The sequence below is a fragment of the Bacillus sp. FSL L8-0152 genome (genome assembly GCF_038006365.1).
GTDB classification, from domain to species: Bacteria; Bacillota; Bacilli; order Bacillales; family Bacillaceae_G; genus Bacillus_A; species Bacillus_A cereus.
Window position 1 is genome coordinate 4625630 of record NZ_JBBOVB010000001.1, and the last position, 14475, is coordinate 4640104.

Genomic DNA, 14475 nt, shown 5'->3' on the forward strand with positions numbered 1-14475 from the left:
TACTTTTCGTTTTTTCATTTTAGTTGACCATAAGAAAAAGACTGAGAATTTTCTCAGTCTTTAATTTCCAAACGATTCAACCACCGGGCTTAATCGTTTCTTGCATATATGTTATCGTTTCATTTTGTTTGTAGTGATCTGGTTTCTCTGCGGTATATCCGCTCAACGCTGTGAATACTGTTAATGCAATTAAGATTGTAGAAGCTATCTTTTTCACTGCAAAACACTCCCTTTCCTATGTTCCCCTTAAAATTCATCATCGATTTAATTAACCCCGATTGATCTCCTCTTTTGTAAATCTCTTTTGCAACCAAACTTGTAAAAAAATAATTAGATTGCAGCAGAAACTTTTGAAAACATTCATATATCTCATTCGGTGAATTGCTTACAATTCCCTTATAGTATACCAGAAAGTCTTCTTCTTCCCCATCATATAGGGATTCTTGAAGCAATTTTAACATTTGAGTATCTGGACTACTTTGAAATTGTATTAAGTGTGGGTCTGAATCCTTTGCTAAGGGTTCGCCTAAATATATCTTAGCAAAATCTAGATTATAACGCACTTCTTTTTCGTACGTTTTGTCTCCGACCTTTTTAAATAGCGTGTAACTGTCCTCAAAGTATTTGAGACTCTTTTCCTTGTCCTCACCTAGATAAGACATTCCTAGTATGTACAATGCGTCTGAGATGGTCTTTTCGCTGATATTAGCATCTATTATTACATTAGCAAATTTTCTAGCTAAATCTAAATGATTATAGTGTAAATATACTGGGGCAAAAATTTCTGCCACTCGATATATATAACATTCTTTAATATAAGATTTTCTATCGCTATCAACAGCCTCAACTTGAGCTTCGATTTCTTGGATTAATTCCAACATTAAATTGTACTTCTTTAAGTGGAAATAATTGTAACACTTCATTATATCCATAAGAATGTTTAGAACTTTATCTTTGGGTTGTCCAACTTTTTTCAGTTGGTTAACAATTTCCGTTCCATGAACTTCTCCGATGATATATTGATACAAGATTCCATATACAGAAACATATTCACGTATAGTTCCTGTTTCATCTTTATGCTTTGTAAGTAATTTCCCTAAAAGATTAATATTCCGTGTTACACAAGCATATTCAAAACTTTGTTTTATAGCCTCAGTAGTATCTAGTTCTAGACACCATTCGGCCATTGTTTCTTTAAATGTTTTATCTTTCTCACTTAATATATGTGACAGCTTAACGAGCTGACAAAATCCAATTGCGCCTTTATTTTTAAATTTTGACATGTATTGTCTAGAAACTCCGATTTGTTCTGCTACATAGCTTAGGCTTAAATCTTCCCGATCCTCAATTATTCCGATAATCTTTTTGTGAAATCTCAATTGAAAAGCCCCCTTCATTTCAAACAAATAACGCCTTCTCCCTGTATTTACAAAATATTCTACCATATAAATGAGAACATGTATTCTCCTATTCTTCTGAAAAATATTGAGAAAGTTTTTATAACCGTAATCACTAGTTACAATTATACATTTCATTTGAGATGTGGTTGCGAACTGTCTTTTCACTTATAAAAAGTTCACCTGCAATTTCCTTCGTTGTTTTATCTTGAACCAGTAATTCAAATACTTCTCTTTCTCTCTTTGTGAGTAAAGGTTTAGATTGATACGCTTTTTCCTTCAACTGGTATAACCCTCCTTGCTTAAGCCAGAGCTGTGTATGTGTAAGTTGGGTGTTTATTTAGTCAAGATATTGTATGAACGAAATGTGCAGGTGGTGAATGAAAATGGGCTTTATTTCCTATGTTATTTTAGACTTTTATACAGTGCGTACACTCTTTTTATCCACTTACTTTCCAACGCGCCATATTTGTTCTAGCAATATACTTACAACCGTACCTACAAATAAACCATTACCGAATATATATTGCATAACAGACGGCAAGGATTGGAGTGCTCCAGACGGTAAAAACATAACGCCGCTGCCAAATAATACTGCAACGCCTAAAATCGTTACATTCCTTTCACTCATCGGCACTTGTTTTATATTATTAAATCCAATTCCAATTAACTGTACGAACGAAGCCATTAAAACAGCCGATGCGATAGCAGATGGTAAAGATGCTAAGTAACGAATAATACTTGGAAAAAGAGACATTACGACTAGTAACGCACATGCCATTAAGAACGATCGTATATACTTTTGTTTTGTTAAACGTATAAATCCTGCCGTTGCTGGTAACGGAACGACACCTACAGTTGAAAATACAGAAGAGATGATATGTGAAATCCCCCCAACCCATGTTCCAGCTTTCAACTGTTTTTGTTCAATAGTCGCTTTATGAATAGTTGCTTGATTAATTGCTATAATAGCTGCCACCGTATTCGAAACTAAAATACATACCATAACGAAACTTGATACAGCCATACCTGTATTCCATTTTGGAAGTCCCCAAGCAAATATATGTGGAAGTTGCACAAAATGAGTTACTTGAGATGGGATTGTCACTTTTCCTGCAATGAGAAAAATAATCCACCCACTAATTAATCCTATTAAAACTGCATAACTTTTGACAAAGCCTTTTCCGAAATTAGATAGTATAATAACGAACAAAAATATACTAAACGCGATCATTGCTGTAAATCCGTCAATTTGAGAAATAGTAGCTGTAATCCCTAACATTCCTTTTAAAAATACACCACTTAATTGTAAACATAATAAAAGTAAAAACGTCCCTGTCACAAGCGGCGTAAATAAAAATAAAATACGTCCTATAAAACCAGTTACTCCTAATCCTATTAAAATAACACCGGAGATTATCATTCCTAATTCTAAAATTTGCAGTGTACTATGTAATTGATCCTGTCCGGCCGTTGCATAAGCAAGCACGGTAAATACACCAACCCAAGATCCAGCCGGCCCATCCGCAATTGGCAGTCTATGCCCAAGCCAGCCTTGTAAAAAAGAAGATATACCAACTACCAAAAACGTACGCTGCATTAAATAAAATATTTCTTCCGTCGTAAGATGAAATAATCCGCCAACGACAATTGGTAGTGCGATTGAATTTGCTAATAAAAATATAAACCATTGCAAAGTTCCCATAATATGATTTTGGTTATGTTGATTGTCCAAAATTTTCATCCCTTCTAGCTTTCCTATAAAAAATATACTGTAAGAATAAAAAAGAAGAGTTCTAGACTTACCATTAGAACCCCCCTCAAAATATTTAAACGATTCTTCTACACAAGATTATTTAATTCCACCTCATTTAAACTTCCAACAACAATATTTCCTTTATACACGACTAAACGTTTTTCTGTTTGACGCGCTACTGCTTCAGCAGCGCATGTCGCATTTGTCAAAACAAAACTCGCTTCATCCCCTACATTCGGCCATACTCGCTTCCCTTCATTATTTAACGTTTCTTTTCCTCCTGTAATAAAGCGAAGTGCTTTTCCTAAAGACCTTTCGTCACTCCACCCAAAACGCTCTGCTAATCGATTCGCCTTTTGAAGCATATCACCTGTTCCAAACGGTGACCAATGATCTGTAATACTATCATTTCCTAATGAAACCTTAACACCTTTTTTATCTAATAACGGAATTGGGATTACTTGTTTACCAATTGGTACCGTTGAAGTAATATCAATATTTACATTTGCGAGTCTTTCTGCCACTTCTTCAGCCTCTTTATCAGTAACACCACCAAGTCCAAGTGCATGACTAATTGTTACACGACCTTGCCATCCTGCTTCTTCTGTTAAACTTGCCAATCTCTTCATCGTAAATGTTCCAAGATTATTCGCATCATGCAAATGAATATCAACATCCGCATTAAATTCTACTGCGATATCCATAATTGTATGTAATGATTTTTCAATGTCATTATCCACTGTAGCTGGATCTACGCCTCCGACTAGATGAGCACCCATACGCATCGCATCTTTCACGAGTTGCACAGAATTACTGCGCAATAATCCATGTTGCGGAAACGCAACAATTCTACTAGACACTCGATTTTTATATGTTTCTAATGCCGCTAACGTCGCCTCCAAATTACCAAGCCCAATAATTGGATCAACATTACAATGCGTTCTAATATTCGTTGCACCATTTTGCAGTAGTAACTCTAGCATATTTTCCGCTCTATTTTGGGCAGTCGCTAATTGCTTTGGTAAAATTTTTTCTTCTTCATTAAAACGTGTAAAAATACTTTCTGCTGGCATACAAGCTTTCCAAGGACCACTATAATATGTCTTATCAATGTGAATATGCATCTCTTCGAAAGCGGGCAAAATTAATAAACGATTAGCATCAAGAATGAGTACCCCTTCCTCTTGAACAGTCCCTGCTATAATTTTTTTAATTCGTCCCTCTTCAATAAGTAAACTACATAACTCTGTTTCTGTTTTTGAAATTCTCCCCTCTTCATATGTATACCCCGATTCAAGCGTTACATTAGTCAACCAATATACCGTCATCTCTATTTCCCCACCCTTTATTAAAAGTTACCTCTTACTATAACTTTAATATAAACTGAAAATTAAGACAATTAATATGACTGTTCCCTAAAAAAATGTCATACAACCTCATAGTCTCCTCATAGATTTCCATATAGAATAGAAGTATAGAGTTTGCTATAAAAAGGAGTGTATTGGAAGATGTCAAAAAGATTATGTAAATCCGAAACTGATAAAATGCTATTTGGTATATGCGGTGGTTTAGGAGAATATTTTGATATTAGCTCTACTCTCATTCGCATACTTTGGGTCATTGCAGTTTTATGTTTTGGGACGGGGTTTTTAGTTTATTTTATTTTTTTATTACTTATGCCACGCTCTTACTAATAACATTCTTTCATATATTTGAGCATAGTGTATACAAAATCCCCTATAGATTTTTCTATAGGGGATTTTTTCATGAAGAATATTTCATCGTTAAATGTAATACCGCCACTTCTTCTTCTTCATTTTTATAAATATGCTTCTTATTCGCTTCAAATTGAATGGAATCAAACTCATTTAATTCATATACATCATTCTCCACTTGAATAGACACTTTCCCTTTCATTACCGTTACAAGCTCAATCGCACCTTCATGATGAGCTTCTGGTTCATATATACTATTTGATCGTAAACAAGCACGGTGCATTTCCATCCCTGTTTCTTTCGTATAACGGAACATCGTTTCTAAATGCCATGCTTGTCCTACATCTACTGCAAATCCTTCTCCACAGCGCGCAACGGCTACTGGTTCTCCAAAAACCATTAATCTAGATAAAGGAATTGATAACCCTTTCGTTATTTTCCAAATGACAGCTAGCGTCGGATTTGTTTCCCCTCTTTCGATCTTTCCTAATGTTAATTTACTAACTCCTGTTTTATGAGCTAATTCTTCTAAACTTAATTTCTGTTCATTTCGAATTTGTCTCAATAACTGTCCAACTTGTTGAATGACTTCTTTCGTTTGCATATCTTCATTTTCTTTCATATATAAAACCACCTCTAAGTATAAAATAGTTTACTTTTATTCAATTAAAGTATATCATACTATACATAATTATTTATTTTGAAAGGAGTGCTATACTTCATGCGCGCAATTTTATTAGGTCTTTTATCATCGGCCTTTTTTTCTGCAACCTTTATTATTAATAGAGCAATGAATGTATCTGGAACGAGCTGGGCTTGGACAGCTTCCTTCCGTTTTTTATTTGCTCTCCCTATTTTATTCCTTATCGTTTTATTTCGCAAAAACTTTAGGGGATTATGGGAAGAGTTAAAAAAACATCCATTGGCGTGGATCGGATGGGGTTCTGTTGCCGGTATTGGTTTTTATTCTTTATTAAGTTTCGCAGCTGTCTTTTCTCCAGCTTGGCTCGTTGCTGGAACTTGGCAAGTTACGATTTTAGCTGGTTTACTACTATCACCACTATTTTTTGTGAAAATAGAAACAAAATCAGGTACGAAACTTGTACGTGGAAAAATTCCACTTCGTAGCTTATATGTTGCTTTATTTATTTTACTTGGTGTAATTTGTATGCAAGCAACTGCCGCAGGCCATATTACAATGACTCAGTTCATTTCAGGTTTTTTACCTGTCGTATTAGCCGCTTTCTTATATCCGTTCGGTAACCGAAAAATGATGGAGCTTGTTGGCGGACGCCTTGATACGTTCCAACGTGTATTAGGAATGGCAATTGGAAGTCTTCCTATAACAATTTTGCTTGGTGTATACGGATTTTCTACTACGGGTATTCCAACATCTAGCCAAATGCTTCAAGGATTTTTGTTAGCATTATGTTCCGGCGTTATTGCAACGATGACATTTTTCTTTGCTACTGACTTAGCAAAAGATAACCTGGCTTTACTTGGAGCTGTTGAAGCAACACAAGCTGGAACGATGGTCTTTACCGTACTTGGAGAAATTGTTTTCTTGAATGGTTCGTTTCCTGGCGGGCTTTCCCTACTTGGAATGATTATTATTATGTTAGGAATGGTTGCAAATAGTATTTTAAACCGATCTATTCCAGCCGTTAAACAGAAAAAACCAGCATAAAAAAAGAGTATGGTTCTATAGAGATGAACCATACTCTTTTTTATTGTCCCCCTATTTTGCCTTATCAGAATAGTATTTCATTGGCTGTTTATACTAAAACGTATGTTATAATACGTTTCATGCGCATTAATAGGAGGTAAATTATGTTAAAAAAAGCAATCGCTGAATTTATTGGTACCTTTGTACTTGTATTATTCGGAACTGGAGTAGCTGTCACTGGCGGCGGAATCGAAGGAATTGGAACATTAGGAATCGCTATGGCTTTCGGCTTATCTATTGTAGCTATGGCATATAGCATCGGAACAATTTCTGGATGTCACATTAACCCAGCAGTATCAGTAGCTATGTTCATCAACAAACGCATGAACGCTATGGAACTTTGTTATTATGTATTAGCTCAAATTTTAGGTGGTTTATTAGGAACTGCAACGTTAGTAACAATTTTAAAATCTGCTAAAACACCTTTAGATAATTTAGGACAAAATGGTTTCGGAACTCTTGGTTTATCTGGAGCATTTTTAGTTGAGTTCATTTTAACTTTCGTATTTATTTTAGTTATCGTCGCTGTAACAGGTAAAAAAGGAAGTTCTTCTTTAGCTGGACTAGTAATTGGTTTCACATTAGTTTTAATCCACTTATTAGGAATTCCGTTAACTGGAACATCTGTTAACCCAGCTCGTAGTATCGCACCAGCTTTATTTGTTGGTGGAGAAGCACTTTCTCAACTATGGGTATTCATCGTAGCACCAATTCTTGGTGGTATCTTCGCAGCTATCGTAGGTAAATTCATTTTAAATACTGAAAAATAGAATTTTCAATATTTCTGAATAAAAAAAAGCGAGCCCTCATTATGAGGAAGCTCGCTTTTTTATTCTTTCATTTTAGACTTTAAATTTGTAACTAATTGATCTACCGTTACATTTGCAAGCACGTTTTCCATCGCTTCTTGCGCTTGCATTAAAATAATTTCTAATACTGATTGAATATTAGCTCCTACTGGACATTCAATGTTGGGATTTTCATGGAAGGAAAATAGCTGTCCTTCTTCTACAACTTCCACTGCTTTATATACATCAAGTAATGTAATTTCTTCTAAATCTCGAGCAAGTGTCGTACCACCTTTACCAGCTTGTACATCAACAAGTCCTGCTCTCTTCAACATTCCTGTAATGCGACGAATCACAACTGGATTTGTATTCACACTACCGGCAATCCATTCAGAGGTACAGCGAGAGTTTCGATCTATCGCAAGTAATGTCAGCATATGAACACCTACTGTAAAACGACTACTAATCCCCATCTGCACACCCTCCTTTTTATTCATTCTATTAAAAGACGACTCTTATTATTATATACTATTTTTAATTTATACATAAAGAAAAAGCATGATTTCAATAGGAAATCATGCTTTTCTCTCATTATTGACGCTTTATAAATTTCGCTAAATCTTTAAATTTCACTTTATCTGAGTAATTCATTACGCCATTTACGTAAATGCGGCTTGTAACAGCATTTAATATCGCAATTGTCGCCAATAAGACTGCTAATGTTATCGTAATTTCTAGCATACCTGCTTCACCAGCTACAATACGTGAGAAGGTAACCATCGGTGTAAAAAATGGAACGTAAGAACTTACAACAACGATAGTACTATTCGGATCACTTAATGATTTAATACTAATGAAGAATGCAGCCATAATTAAAATCATTATCGGGAAAGATACAGCTTGTAAATCCTCCGTCTTAGACACGACAGCTCCAGCAGCAGCATACATCATTGCATAAAGTAAATATCCCGTAATGAAATAAACAAGAAACATGCTTACAACCTTTGCATCTAATTTCGTAAAGTCAATTGGAATACCCAATAGTGAGGCACTTTCTAAATCGACCCAACCTAACAAATATGGAATAAGATAACCACACGCCAATATGACAAGTTGCAATAAAGCCGTTGAAACAACCGCTAAAATTTTCGCATACATCATCGTAAGAGGTTTCACTTTCGGAAGCATTACTTCCATTACACGTGACGCCTTCTCAGATGCAATATTCATTGCGATTGTATTTCCGAACGCTACAATAAACATATATAAAGCAAATGTAAAGAAATAGGCAATTCCGAAAGAAGATGTACGATCTTTTATCGCTTCTTGCTTTACTTGAATTTCTGTTTGTAATTGCTGTGCAATTTCTGGTGAAACATTATTTTTGGCAATTGTCACCATCGTATATTGTTGCTTTAAATATCCTGCCATAATTGCAGAAGTTGCTTGGCTTGGAAATCCATTATACATATATGTAATCGATGGAGCCCCACCCTTTTCCGTCACATGGAATAGACCATCTAAATCGCCTTCTTCTACTTGCTTATGCAGTTTATCAAAATCATCCTTTGAACCAAGTGTTATTTTTGCTGATGGCAATAGCTTATTTAGCTCATCTTTTTGTACTTTATATGTGGAACTCTCTACTACAACTGCAATTTTATCTTTATCCTTATTTTTATCATCGCCTGAAGTAAAATGATTAAATGCAAAAATCCCAAACACAACTAAAAATAAAATGGCACTCGTAATTAATGATTTTTTAGATAAAAATGCTTCCCTAAAATAAAATGAAAATACGTGAGAAAATTTACGCATCGTTATTTCGCCCTCTCTACAAAGATTTCATTTAACGTCGGCTCTAACATTTTGAATTGTCGTAAGCTAACACCTTGCTCTTGCAACTGTTGCAAAATCTTGAGAGCTTCCGCATCGTCTTGTACTTTCACATAAAGAAGGCCTTGTTGTTTTTCATACGATACATGTATAGCCTCTAATCCCTTTTCATTCTCTACTGTATCTTCAATCGTTAAATTACGGAAACCGTATTCTTTCTTAATATCACTTAGCTGTCCTTTTACGACTGCTTCACCTTTTTTCAAAATACATACATGTTGGCAAAAAGCCTCTACTTGTTCCATACGATGACTTGATAAAATAATCGTCTTTCCGCTCTGTACTTGTTCTTCAATAATACTAGCTAACATCCCGGCGTTAACTGGATCAAGGCCGCTGAATGGTTCATCTAAAATGAGAAGTTCCGGATTATGAAGAAGAGCAGCAATTAATTGGATTTTTTGCTGATTCCCTTTTGAAAGCTCTCCAGCCGTTTTAAATTTATATTCTGGTATCGCTAAACGCTCTAACCAATGATCAATAGCTTGATCTACTTCTTTCTTCGACATTCCTTCTAATCTACCAAAATATCGCAACTGATCTATTACTCTACTTTTTGTATATAAACCTCTTTCTTCTGGTAAATACCCAATTGTTACGCCACTATCCCCAAATGCTTTTCCATCCCACGTAATCGTACCTTCATTAGGCGTTAATAATCCGAGAAGCATTTTGATTGTTGTTGTTTTCCCTGCACCATTTCGTCCAAGTAATCCTAGTACTTCACCTTTTGGTAACGAAATTTGCAAACCGTTAACTGCTTTTGATTCCCCAAATTGTTTCGTTAAGTTTTGAATTTGTAAACTCAAAGTATAAAGCCTCCCCTTTAGTATCATTCGTACTCTCTTTCAAAGACTATGTTTATTCAAGAAAAAATATAGCACTACACTTCATCCTCTTATATGTAAACACCGTCATTAATCCATCATTTGTTCTATTTAGTTAAAATTGTAAATAACAAAACTCTTTTTGTCAATTATAATTGTCATTACGACAATAAAACTTGTCAAAATAACTATTATTATTTTGCTCATCTTTCTAATATAGGACATACTACTATATATACAAAAGACAATATGCAAATGTTCATATAAAAATATTATATTTTAATATATAATATAAAATGATTTTCTAACATCAAGGAGGGTACATATGAAGATGAAGAGGGGCATTACCACTCTATTATCTGTAGCGGTTCTATCTACATCACTTGTAGCATGTTCAGGAACACCAGAGAAAACAGTGGCGAAAGAAGAGAAAGTAAAATTAACAGAACAGCAATTAATGGCTGATTTATGGTATCAAACAGCTGGCGAAACGAAAGCACTTTACTACCAAGGGTACAATATCGGTCAATTAAAGCTTGATGCAGTTCTTGCAAAAGGGACAGAGAAAAAACCTGCTATCGTACTTGATTTAGACGAAACTGTTTTAGATAACAGTCCTCATCAAGCAATGAGCGTAAAAACAGGCAAAGGCTATCCTTACAAATGGGATGATTGGATTAATAAAGCTGAGGCTGAAGCCCTTCCAGGCGCAATTGATTTCTTAAAATATACAGAGTCTAAAGGTGTAGATATTTACTACATCTCAAATCGTAAAACGAACCAACTAGATGCAACAATTAAAAATCTTGAGCGTGTAGGTGCTCCTCAAGCAACGAAAGAACATATATTACTACAAGATCCGAAAGAAAAAGGAAAAGAAAAACGCCGTGAACTCGTTTCTCAAACCCATGATATTGTCTTATTCTTCGGTGATAACTTATCTGATTTCACAGGTTTTGATGGAAAATCTGTAAAAGATCGTAACCAAACAGTAGAAGATTCAAAAGCACAATTTGGTGAGAAATTCATTATTTTCCCGAATCCAATGTATGGCGATTGGGAAGGCGCTTTATATGATTATGATTTCAAAAAATCAGATGCAGAAAAAGATAAAATCCGTCGCAACAACTTAAAATCATTTGAAGTAAAATAAAAGAGGATGGCATTCGCCATCCTCTTTTATTTTACTTTCTCTGTTAAAGGCAAGATAAACACTTCCACACGTCTATTCTTTGCCTTTCCTTCTTGTGTATCGTTTGGAGCAATTGAACGGTATTCTCCGTATCCAATCGCACTAAATTTTTCTGGTTGTAATTCTTTATTTTGCAGTAATACTTGCATAAAATTAACTGCCCGCTGCGTACTTAATTCCCAATTCGACGCAAACTGCGCATTGGCAATAGGGACATTATCCGTATGACCCGATACTGTAATTTCACGAGGTGACGCTGAAACAAGTAAGCTAGACATCTCTTTCGCAATCCCTAAAGATTCTAATTTCACATCTGCTTTCCCCGAATCAAACAGTATATTTTCTAATATTGTCACCATTAATCCCTTTTCAGTTAATTTAGTTTGAAAAGAAGAGGATAATTGTTTTTCATTAATATATTGATCAATCTTTTTTTGTAATGCTTTCAATTCATCCATCTCTTTTTTTTCTTTAGCTCTAGCTTCTTCTTGTTTTTTTGCTTGTTCTGCCTCAAGGCTACTTGCTGATAATTCTTTTTCCTCATTTGGCTTTTGATCACTTAAAAATTCTTTGTTACCTGTTCCCCCAGCTAATTCACTTCGAAAAGCAACTGCCATCTGTTTAAACTTCGCAGCATCTATACTACTCATTGCGAATAAAACGATAAACAATGCAAATAACAACGTTAACATATCAGAATATGGAATTAACCACGTTTCATCGATATGCTCATCATGTTTTTTCTTTTTGCCTCTTCTATTTTTCTTACTCCGCATTTTTTTCTGCTCCTTTTTCTAGCTTTTTACGCTCAGTTGCAGAAAGTGCACCTAAAATGCGGTTCTTCATAATAAACGGATATGTACCTTCTTGTAACATTAATAAACAATCAATGATTAAACGTTTTTTCTCAATTTCAGCTGAAGATTTTTGCTTTAACTTATTTGCAAATGGATGCCATAATACATAACCTGAAAAAATACCAAAAATCGTTGCAATAAACGCACCCGAAATAGCATGACCTAACTTTTCAATATCAGTTAAGTTACCAAGCGCAGCTACAAGACCGATAACAGCACCTAAAACTCCTAATGTCGGTGCATACGTACCAGCTTGTGAAAAAATAGCAGCTCCCTTTGCATGTCTTTCTTCAATTGCCTCTAATTCAGATTCCAAAATCTGCTCTAAATCTTCTGCGGATACGCCATCAATCACAAATTTCATACCGCGCAAAAGAAATTCATCTTGAATTTTGTCTAATTGTTGCTCTAAAGACAAAATACCGTATTTTCTACTTTCAGATGTCCAATGAACAAATAATTCTAGCAACTGTTCATAACTTAAATCCTTTTTATTTGAACCAAAAAGAACTTTAAATAGTTTTGGAACCCTTTTTAGTTGATTCATCGGAAATGCAATACATACTGCAGCAAATGTACCGATAAAAATAATTAATGCTGCGGCAGGATTTAATAAGGCTGTTACGTCAGCGCCCTTGACGACCATCCCTACTACCACTGCTAAAAATCCTAAAACAAGTCCAATAATTGTTGCAAAATCCATTCCCATTCACTCCTAGTCTATACAAGAAGTTCTTTATTCTCGATAATCGCTACATCTTCTTATGTATATATATTACATAAAAAATGCAATTCATGAAAGATAAGAAATGAATTATATAAAAAAATACTACAAATTCACACATTTTCTGACATTTTCTTTGCATTTCTATTACGTTATGACTCTTATATTCCTTTTCCAACAAACTAGACTTATAATAAAAAAAAACGATACACATTTTATTAAGAAGGGACTGTGATTACAAGGCATTATGAAAAAGATAATAATTATTTCTGCCACTACTATTGTAATCGGTATCACATCTTTCACTTACTTTGGTTCTAAATCACCACTACATAATGAAGCGAAAGCTGTCGAAAGTCAAAAACATACTAACCACCCAAAAGAAGAGATTCCTGCTTTTCCAAAAGCTGATCATAATGCAAAGAAAATAGACAATGACTTTTCAGTTGTAACAAATCCAAAATCTAATCTTGTCTTAATTAATAAACATCGAAAACTACCAGATGGATACATTCCTGAAGACTTAACGAGACCAAACGTACCATTTTCTAGTCCAAAAGATAAAGAAAAAACATTGCTACGCAAAGATGCTGCGGAGGCACTTGAAAACATGTTCAAAGCTGCGAAAAAAGAAGGGCTTGATCTTACAGCTGTATCTGGTTATCGTTCATACAAACGCCAAAAATCGTTGCATGATACATACGTTAGACGTCAAGGAAAAGCTGAGGCTAATTCAGTAAGCGCAATTCCTGGTACGAGTGAACACCAAACGGGTTTAGCAATGGATATTAGTTCAAAAACAGCTAAATTTCAATTAGAGCCTATTTTCGGGGAGACAGCAGAAGGAAAATGGGTCGCGGAACACGCTCATGAATTCGGCTTTGTCATTCGTTACTTAGAAGATAAAACAGATACAACAGAATATGCATATGAACCATGGCACTTACGCTACGTTGGTAATCCATACGCTACATACCTATATAAACATCACTTAACATTAGAAGAAGCGATGGAAGACAAAAAATAAGAGAGCAAATTGCTCTCTTATTTTTCTTTCACTCTATCATTGTAGTAATTTCTTCTTCCATTCTTCAGGCCATGGTTCGCCTCTTCCTGTTTTTTTCGACGCTTGAACCATCATTCCACGACCTACTAAACAAACCTCTCCTTCTGCATTCTTCACCATATAATGTAGATCTAAAGAAGAGTTCCCAACCGATCCTGCCTTTACATACACCTTCAACTGTTCATCAAAATATATTTGCTTAATAAAATTACATTGTAAATCCGCAACAACGATCATCGTTTCTGATGATGCATGTGTCCACTCTTGCATAAATCCAAGTTCTTTAAACAACGCGATACGAGCTTCTTCAAAATAAGTAAAAGCAACGACATTATTTACATGTCCAAACATATCTACTTCACCAAAACGAACCTTTACAGGATTGTAAAATGAAAAACCACTTTCCCATTTCTCGAAGTCTTCAATATAAGAAATTCTCTTCAACGCTATCTCCCCTTTCTGAAAAAAACAGAATAAACTGAAAAATGAAGTTATAAATATTGCCCCTTCAAGATGAAGAGGCAATATTTA

16 protein-coding genes are annotated in these 14475 nt (G+C 34.9%); 5 read left to right on the top strand and 11 right to left on the bottom strand.

What is annotated here, in order from left to right; all coding sequences use genetic code 11:
* Positions 1-119 precede the first annotated feature (119 nt).
* The 4 genes from MHH27_RS23415 to MHH27_RS23430 all read right to left on the bottom strand — a co-directional run bounded on the left by MHH27_RS23415 (position 120) and on the right by MHH27_RS23430 (position 4481).
* Positions 120-1445: an AimR family lysis-lysogeny pheromone receptor gene (locus MHH27_RS23415; protein ID WP_340944310.1), complete on the bottom strand. Its 1326-nt coding sequence runs from the start codon at positions 1443-1445 to the stop codon at positions 120-122.
* A gap of 67 nt (positions 1446-1512) precedes the next feature.
* Positions 1513-1680 carry a helix-turn-helix domain-containing protein gene (locus MHH27_RS23420; protein WP_000659485.1) on the bottom strand — a complete coding sequence of 56 codons (168 nt, stop codon included), beginning with the start codon at positions 1678-1680 and terminating at the stop codon, positions 1513-1515.
* A gap of 165 nt (positions 1681-1845) precedes the next feature.
* Positions 1846-3141 carry a purine/pyrimidine permease gene (locus tag MHH27_RS23425; protein ID WP_340944312.1) on the bottom strand — a complete coding sequence of 432 codons (1296 nt, stop codon included), beginning with the start codon at positions 3139-3141 and terminating at the stop codon, positions 1846-1848.
* Between the two features lie 98 nt (positions 3142-3239).
* Positions 3240-4481 carry an amidohydrolase family protein gene (locus MHH27_RS23430; protein ID WP_000219588.1) on the bottom strand — a complete coding sequence of 414 codons (1242 nt, stop codon included), beginning with the start codon at positions 4479-4481 and terminating at the stop codon, positions 3240-3242.
* A gap of 180 nt (positions 4482-4661) precedes the next feature.
* Between MHH27_RS23430 and MHH27_RS23435 the strand changes: the two genes are divergently transcribed.
* Entirely contained in the window at positions 4662-4847 is a 186-nt protein-coding gene (locus tag MHH27_RS23435; RefSeq protein ID WP_097925187.1) for a PspC domain-containing protein, read from the top strand.
* Positions 4848-4917: 70 nt separating this feature from the next.
* Here the strand turns inward: MHH27_RS23435 and MHH27_RS23440 are convergent, their stop codons facing one another.
* Positions 4918-5490, bottom strand: coding sequence for a helix-turn-helix domain-containing protein (locus MHH27_RS23440; RefSeq protein WP_000661921.1), 573 nt, complete (start codon positions 5488-5490; stop codon positions 4918-4920).
* A 99-nt stretch (positions 5491-5589) separates the two neighbouring features.
* Here MHH27_RS23440 and MHH27_RS23445 point away from each other — a divergent pair, with 99 nt between their 5' ends.
* Positions 5590-6555, top strand: coding sequence for a DMT family transporter (locus tag MHH27_RS23445; protein WP_090976979.1), 966 nt, complete (start codon positions 5590-5592; stop codon positions 6553-6555).
* Between the two features lie 143 nt (positions 6556-6698).
* Entirely contained in the window at positions 6699-7364 is a 666-nt protein-coding gene (locus tag MHH27_RS23450) for an aquaporin (protein ID WP_000913213.1), read from the top strand.
* A gap of 59 nt (positions 7365-7423) precedes the next feature.
* Here the strand turns inward: MHH27_RS23450 and MHH27_RS23455 are convergent, their stop codons facing one another.
* The 3 genes from MHH27_RS23455 to MHH27_RS23465 all read right to left on the bottom strand — a co-directional run bounded on the left by MHH27_RS23455 (position 7424) and on the right by MHH27_RS23465 (position 10087).
* Positions 7424-7855, bottom strand: coding sequence for an Rrf2 family transcriptional regulator (locus tag MHH27_RS23455; RefSeq protein ID WP_000512998.1), 432 nt, complete (start codon positions 7853-7855; stop codon positions 7424-7426).
* Between the two features lie 118 nt (positions 7856-7973).
* Positions 7974-9200, bottom strand: coding sequence for an ABC transporter permease (locus tag MHH27_RS23460; RefSeq protein WP_023523128.1), 1227 nt, complete (start codon positions 9198-9200; stop codon positions 7974-7976).
* 2 nt (positions 9201-9202) lie between these two features.
* Complete coding sequence (locus tag MHH27_RS23465; RefSeq protein ID WP_000058130.1) at positions 9203-10087, bottom strand: ABC transporter ATP-binding protein; 885 nt, start codon at positions 10085-10087, stop codon at positions 9203-9205.
* A gap of 343 nt (positions 10088-10430) precedes the next feature.
* Here MHH27_RS23465 and MHH27_RS23470 point away from each other — a divergent pair, with 343 nt between their 5' ends.
* A complete protein-coding gene (locus tag MHH27_RS23470) occupies positions 10431-11258 on the top strand; it encodes a 5'-nucleotidase, lipoprotein e(P4) family (protein ID WP_000782772.1) in 828 nt (275 codons plus the stop codon).
* Positions 11259-11284: 26 nt separating this feature from the next.
* On the opposite strand, the gene motB is transcribed toward MHH27_RS23470, so the two are convergent.
* Positions 11285-12073: a flagellar motor protein MotB gene (gene motB, locus MHH27_RS23475; protein WP_001256741.1), complete on the bottom strand. Its 789-nt coding sequence runs from the start codon at positions 12071-12073 to the stop codon at positions 11285-11287.
* Positions 12063-12857 (bottom strand): flagellar motor stator protein MotA, encoded by a 795-nt coding sequence (motA, locus tag MHH27_RS23480; RefSeq protein ID WP_000344862.1) that lies wholly within the window; start codon positions 12855-12857, stop codon positions 12063-12065. Before motA ends, motB begins: the two co-directional genes overlap by 11 nt.
* A 268-nt stretch (positions 12858-13125) precedes the next feature.
* Here motA and MHH27_RS23485 point away from each other — a divergent pair, with 268 nt between their 5' ends.
* Positions 13126-13905: a M15 family metallopeptidase gene (locus tag MHH27_RS23485; RefSeq protein WP_053563591.1), complete on the top strand. Its 780-nt coding sequence runs from the start codon at positions 13126-13128 to the stop codon at positions 13903-13905.
* Between the two features lie 36 nt (positions 13906-13941).
* Here the strand turns inward: MHH27_RS23485 and MHH27_RS23490 are convergent, their stop codons facing one another.
* Positions 13942-14388, bottom strand: coding sequence for an acyl-CoA thioesterase (locus tag MHH27_RS23490; protein WP_000822727.1), 447 nt, complete (start codon positions 14386-14388; stop codon positions 13942-13944).
* Positions 14389-14475 lie beyond the last annotated feature (87 nt).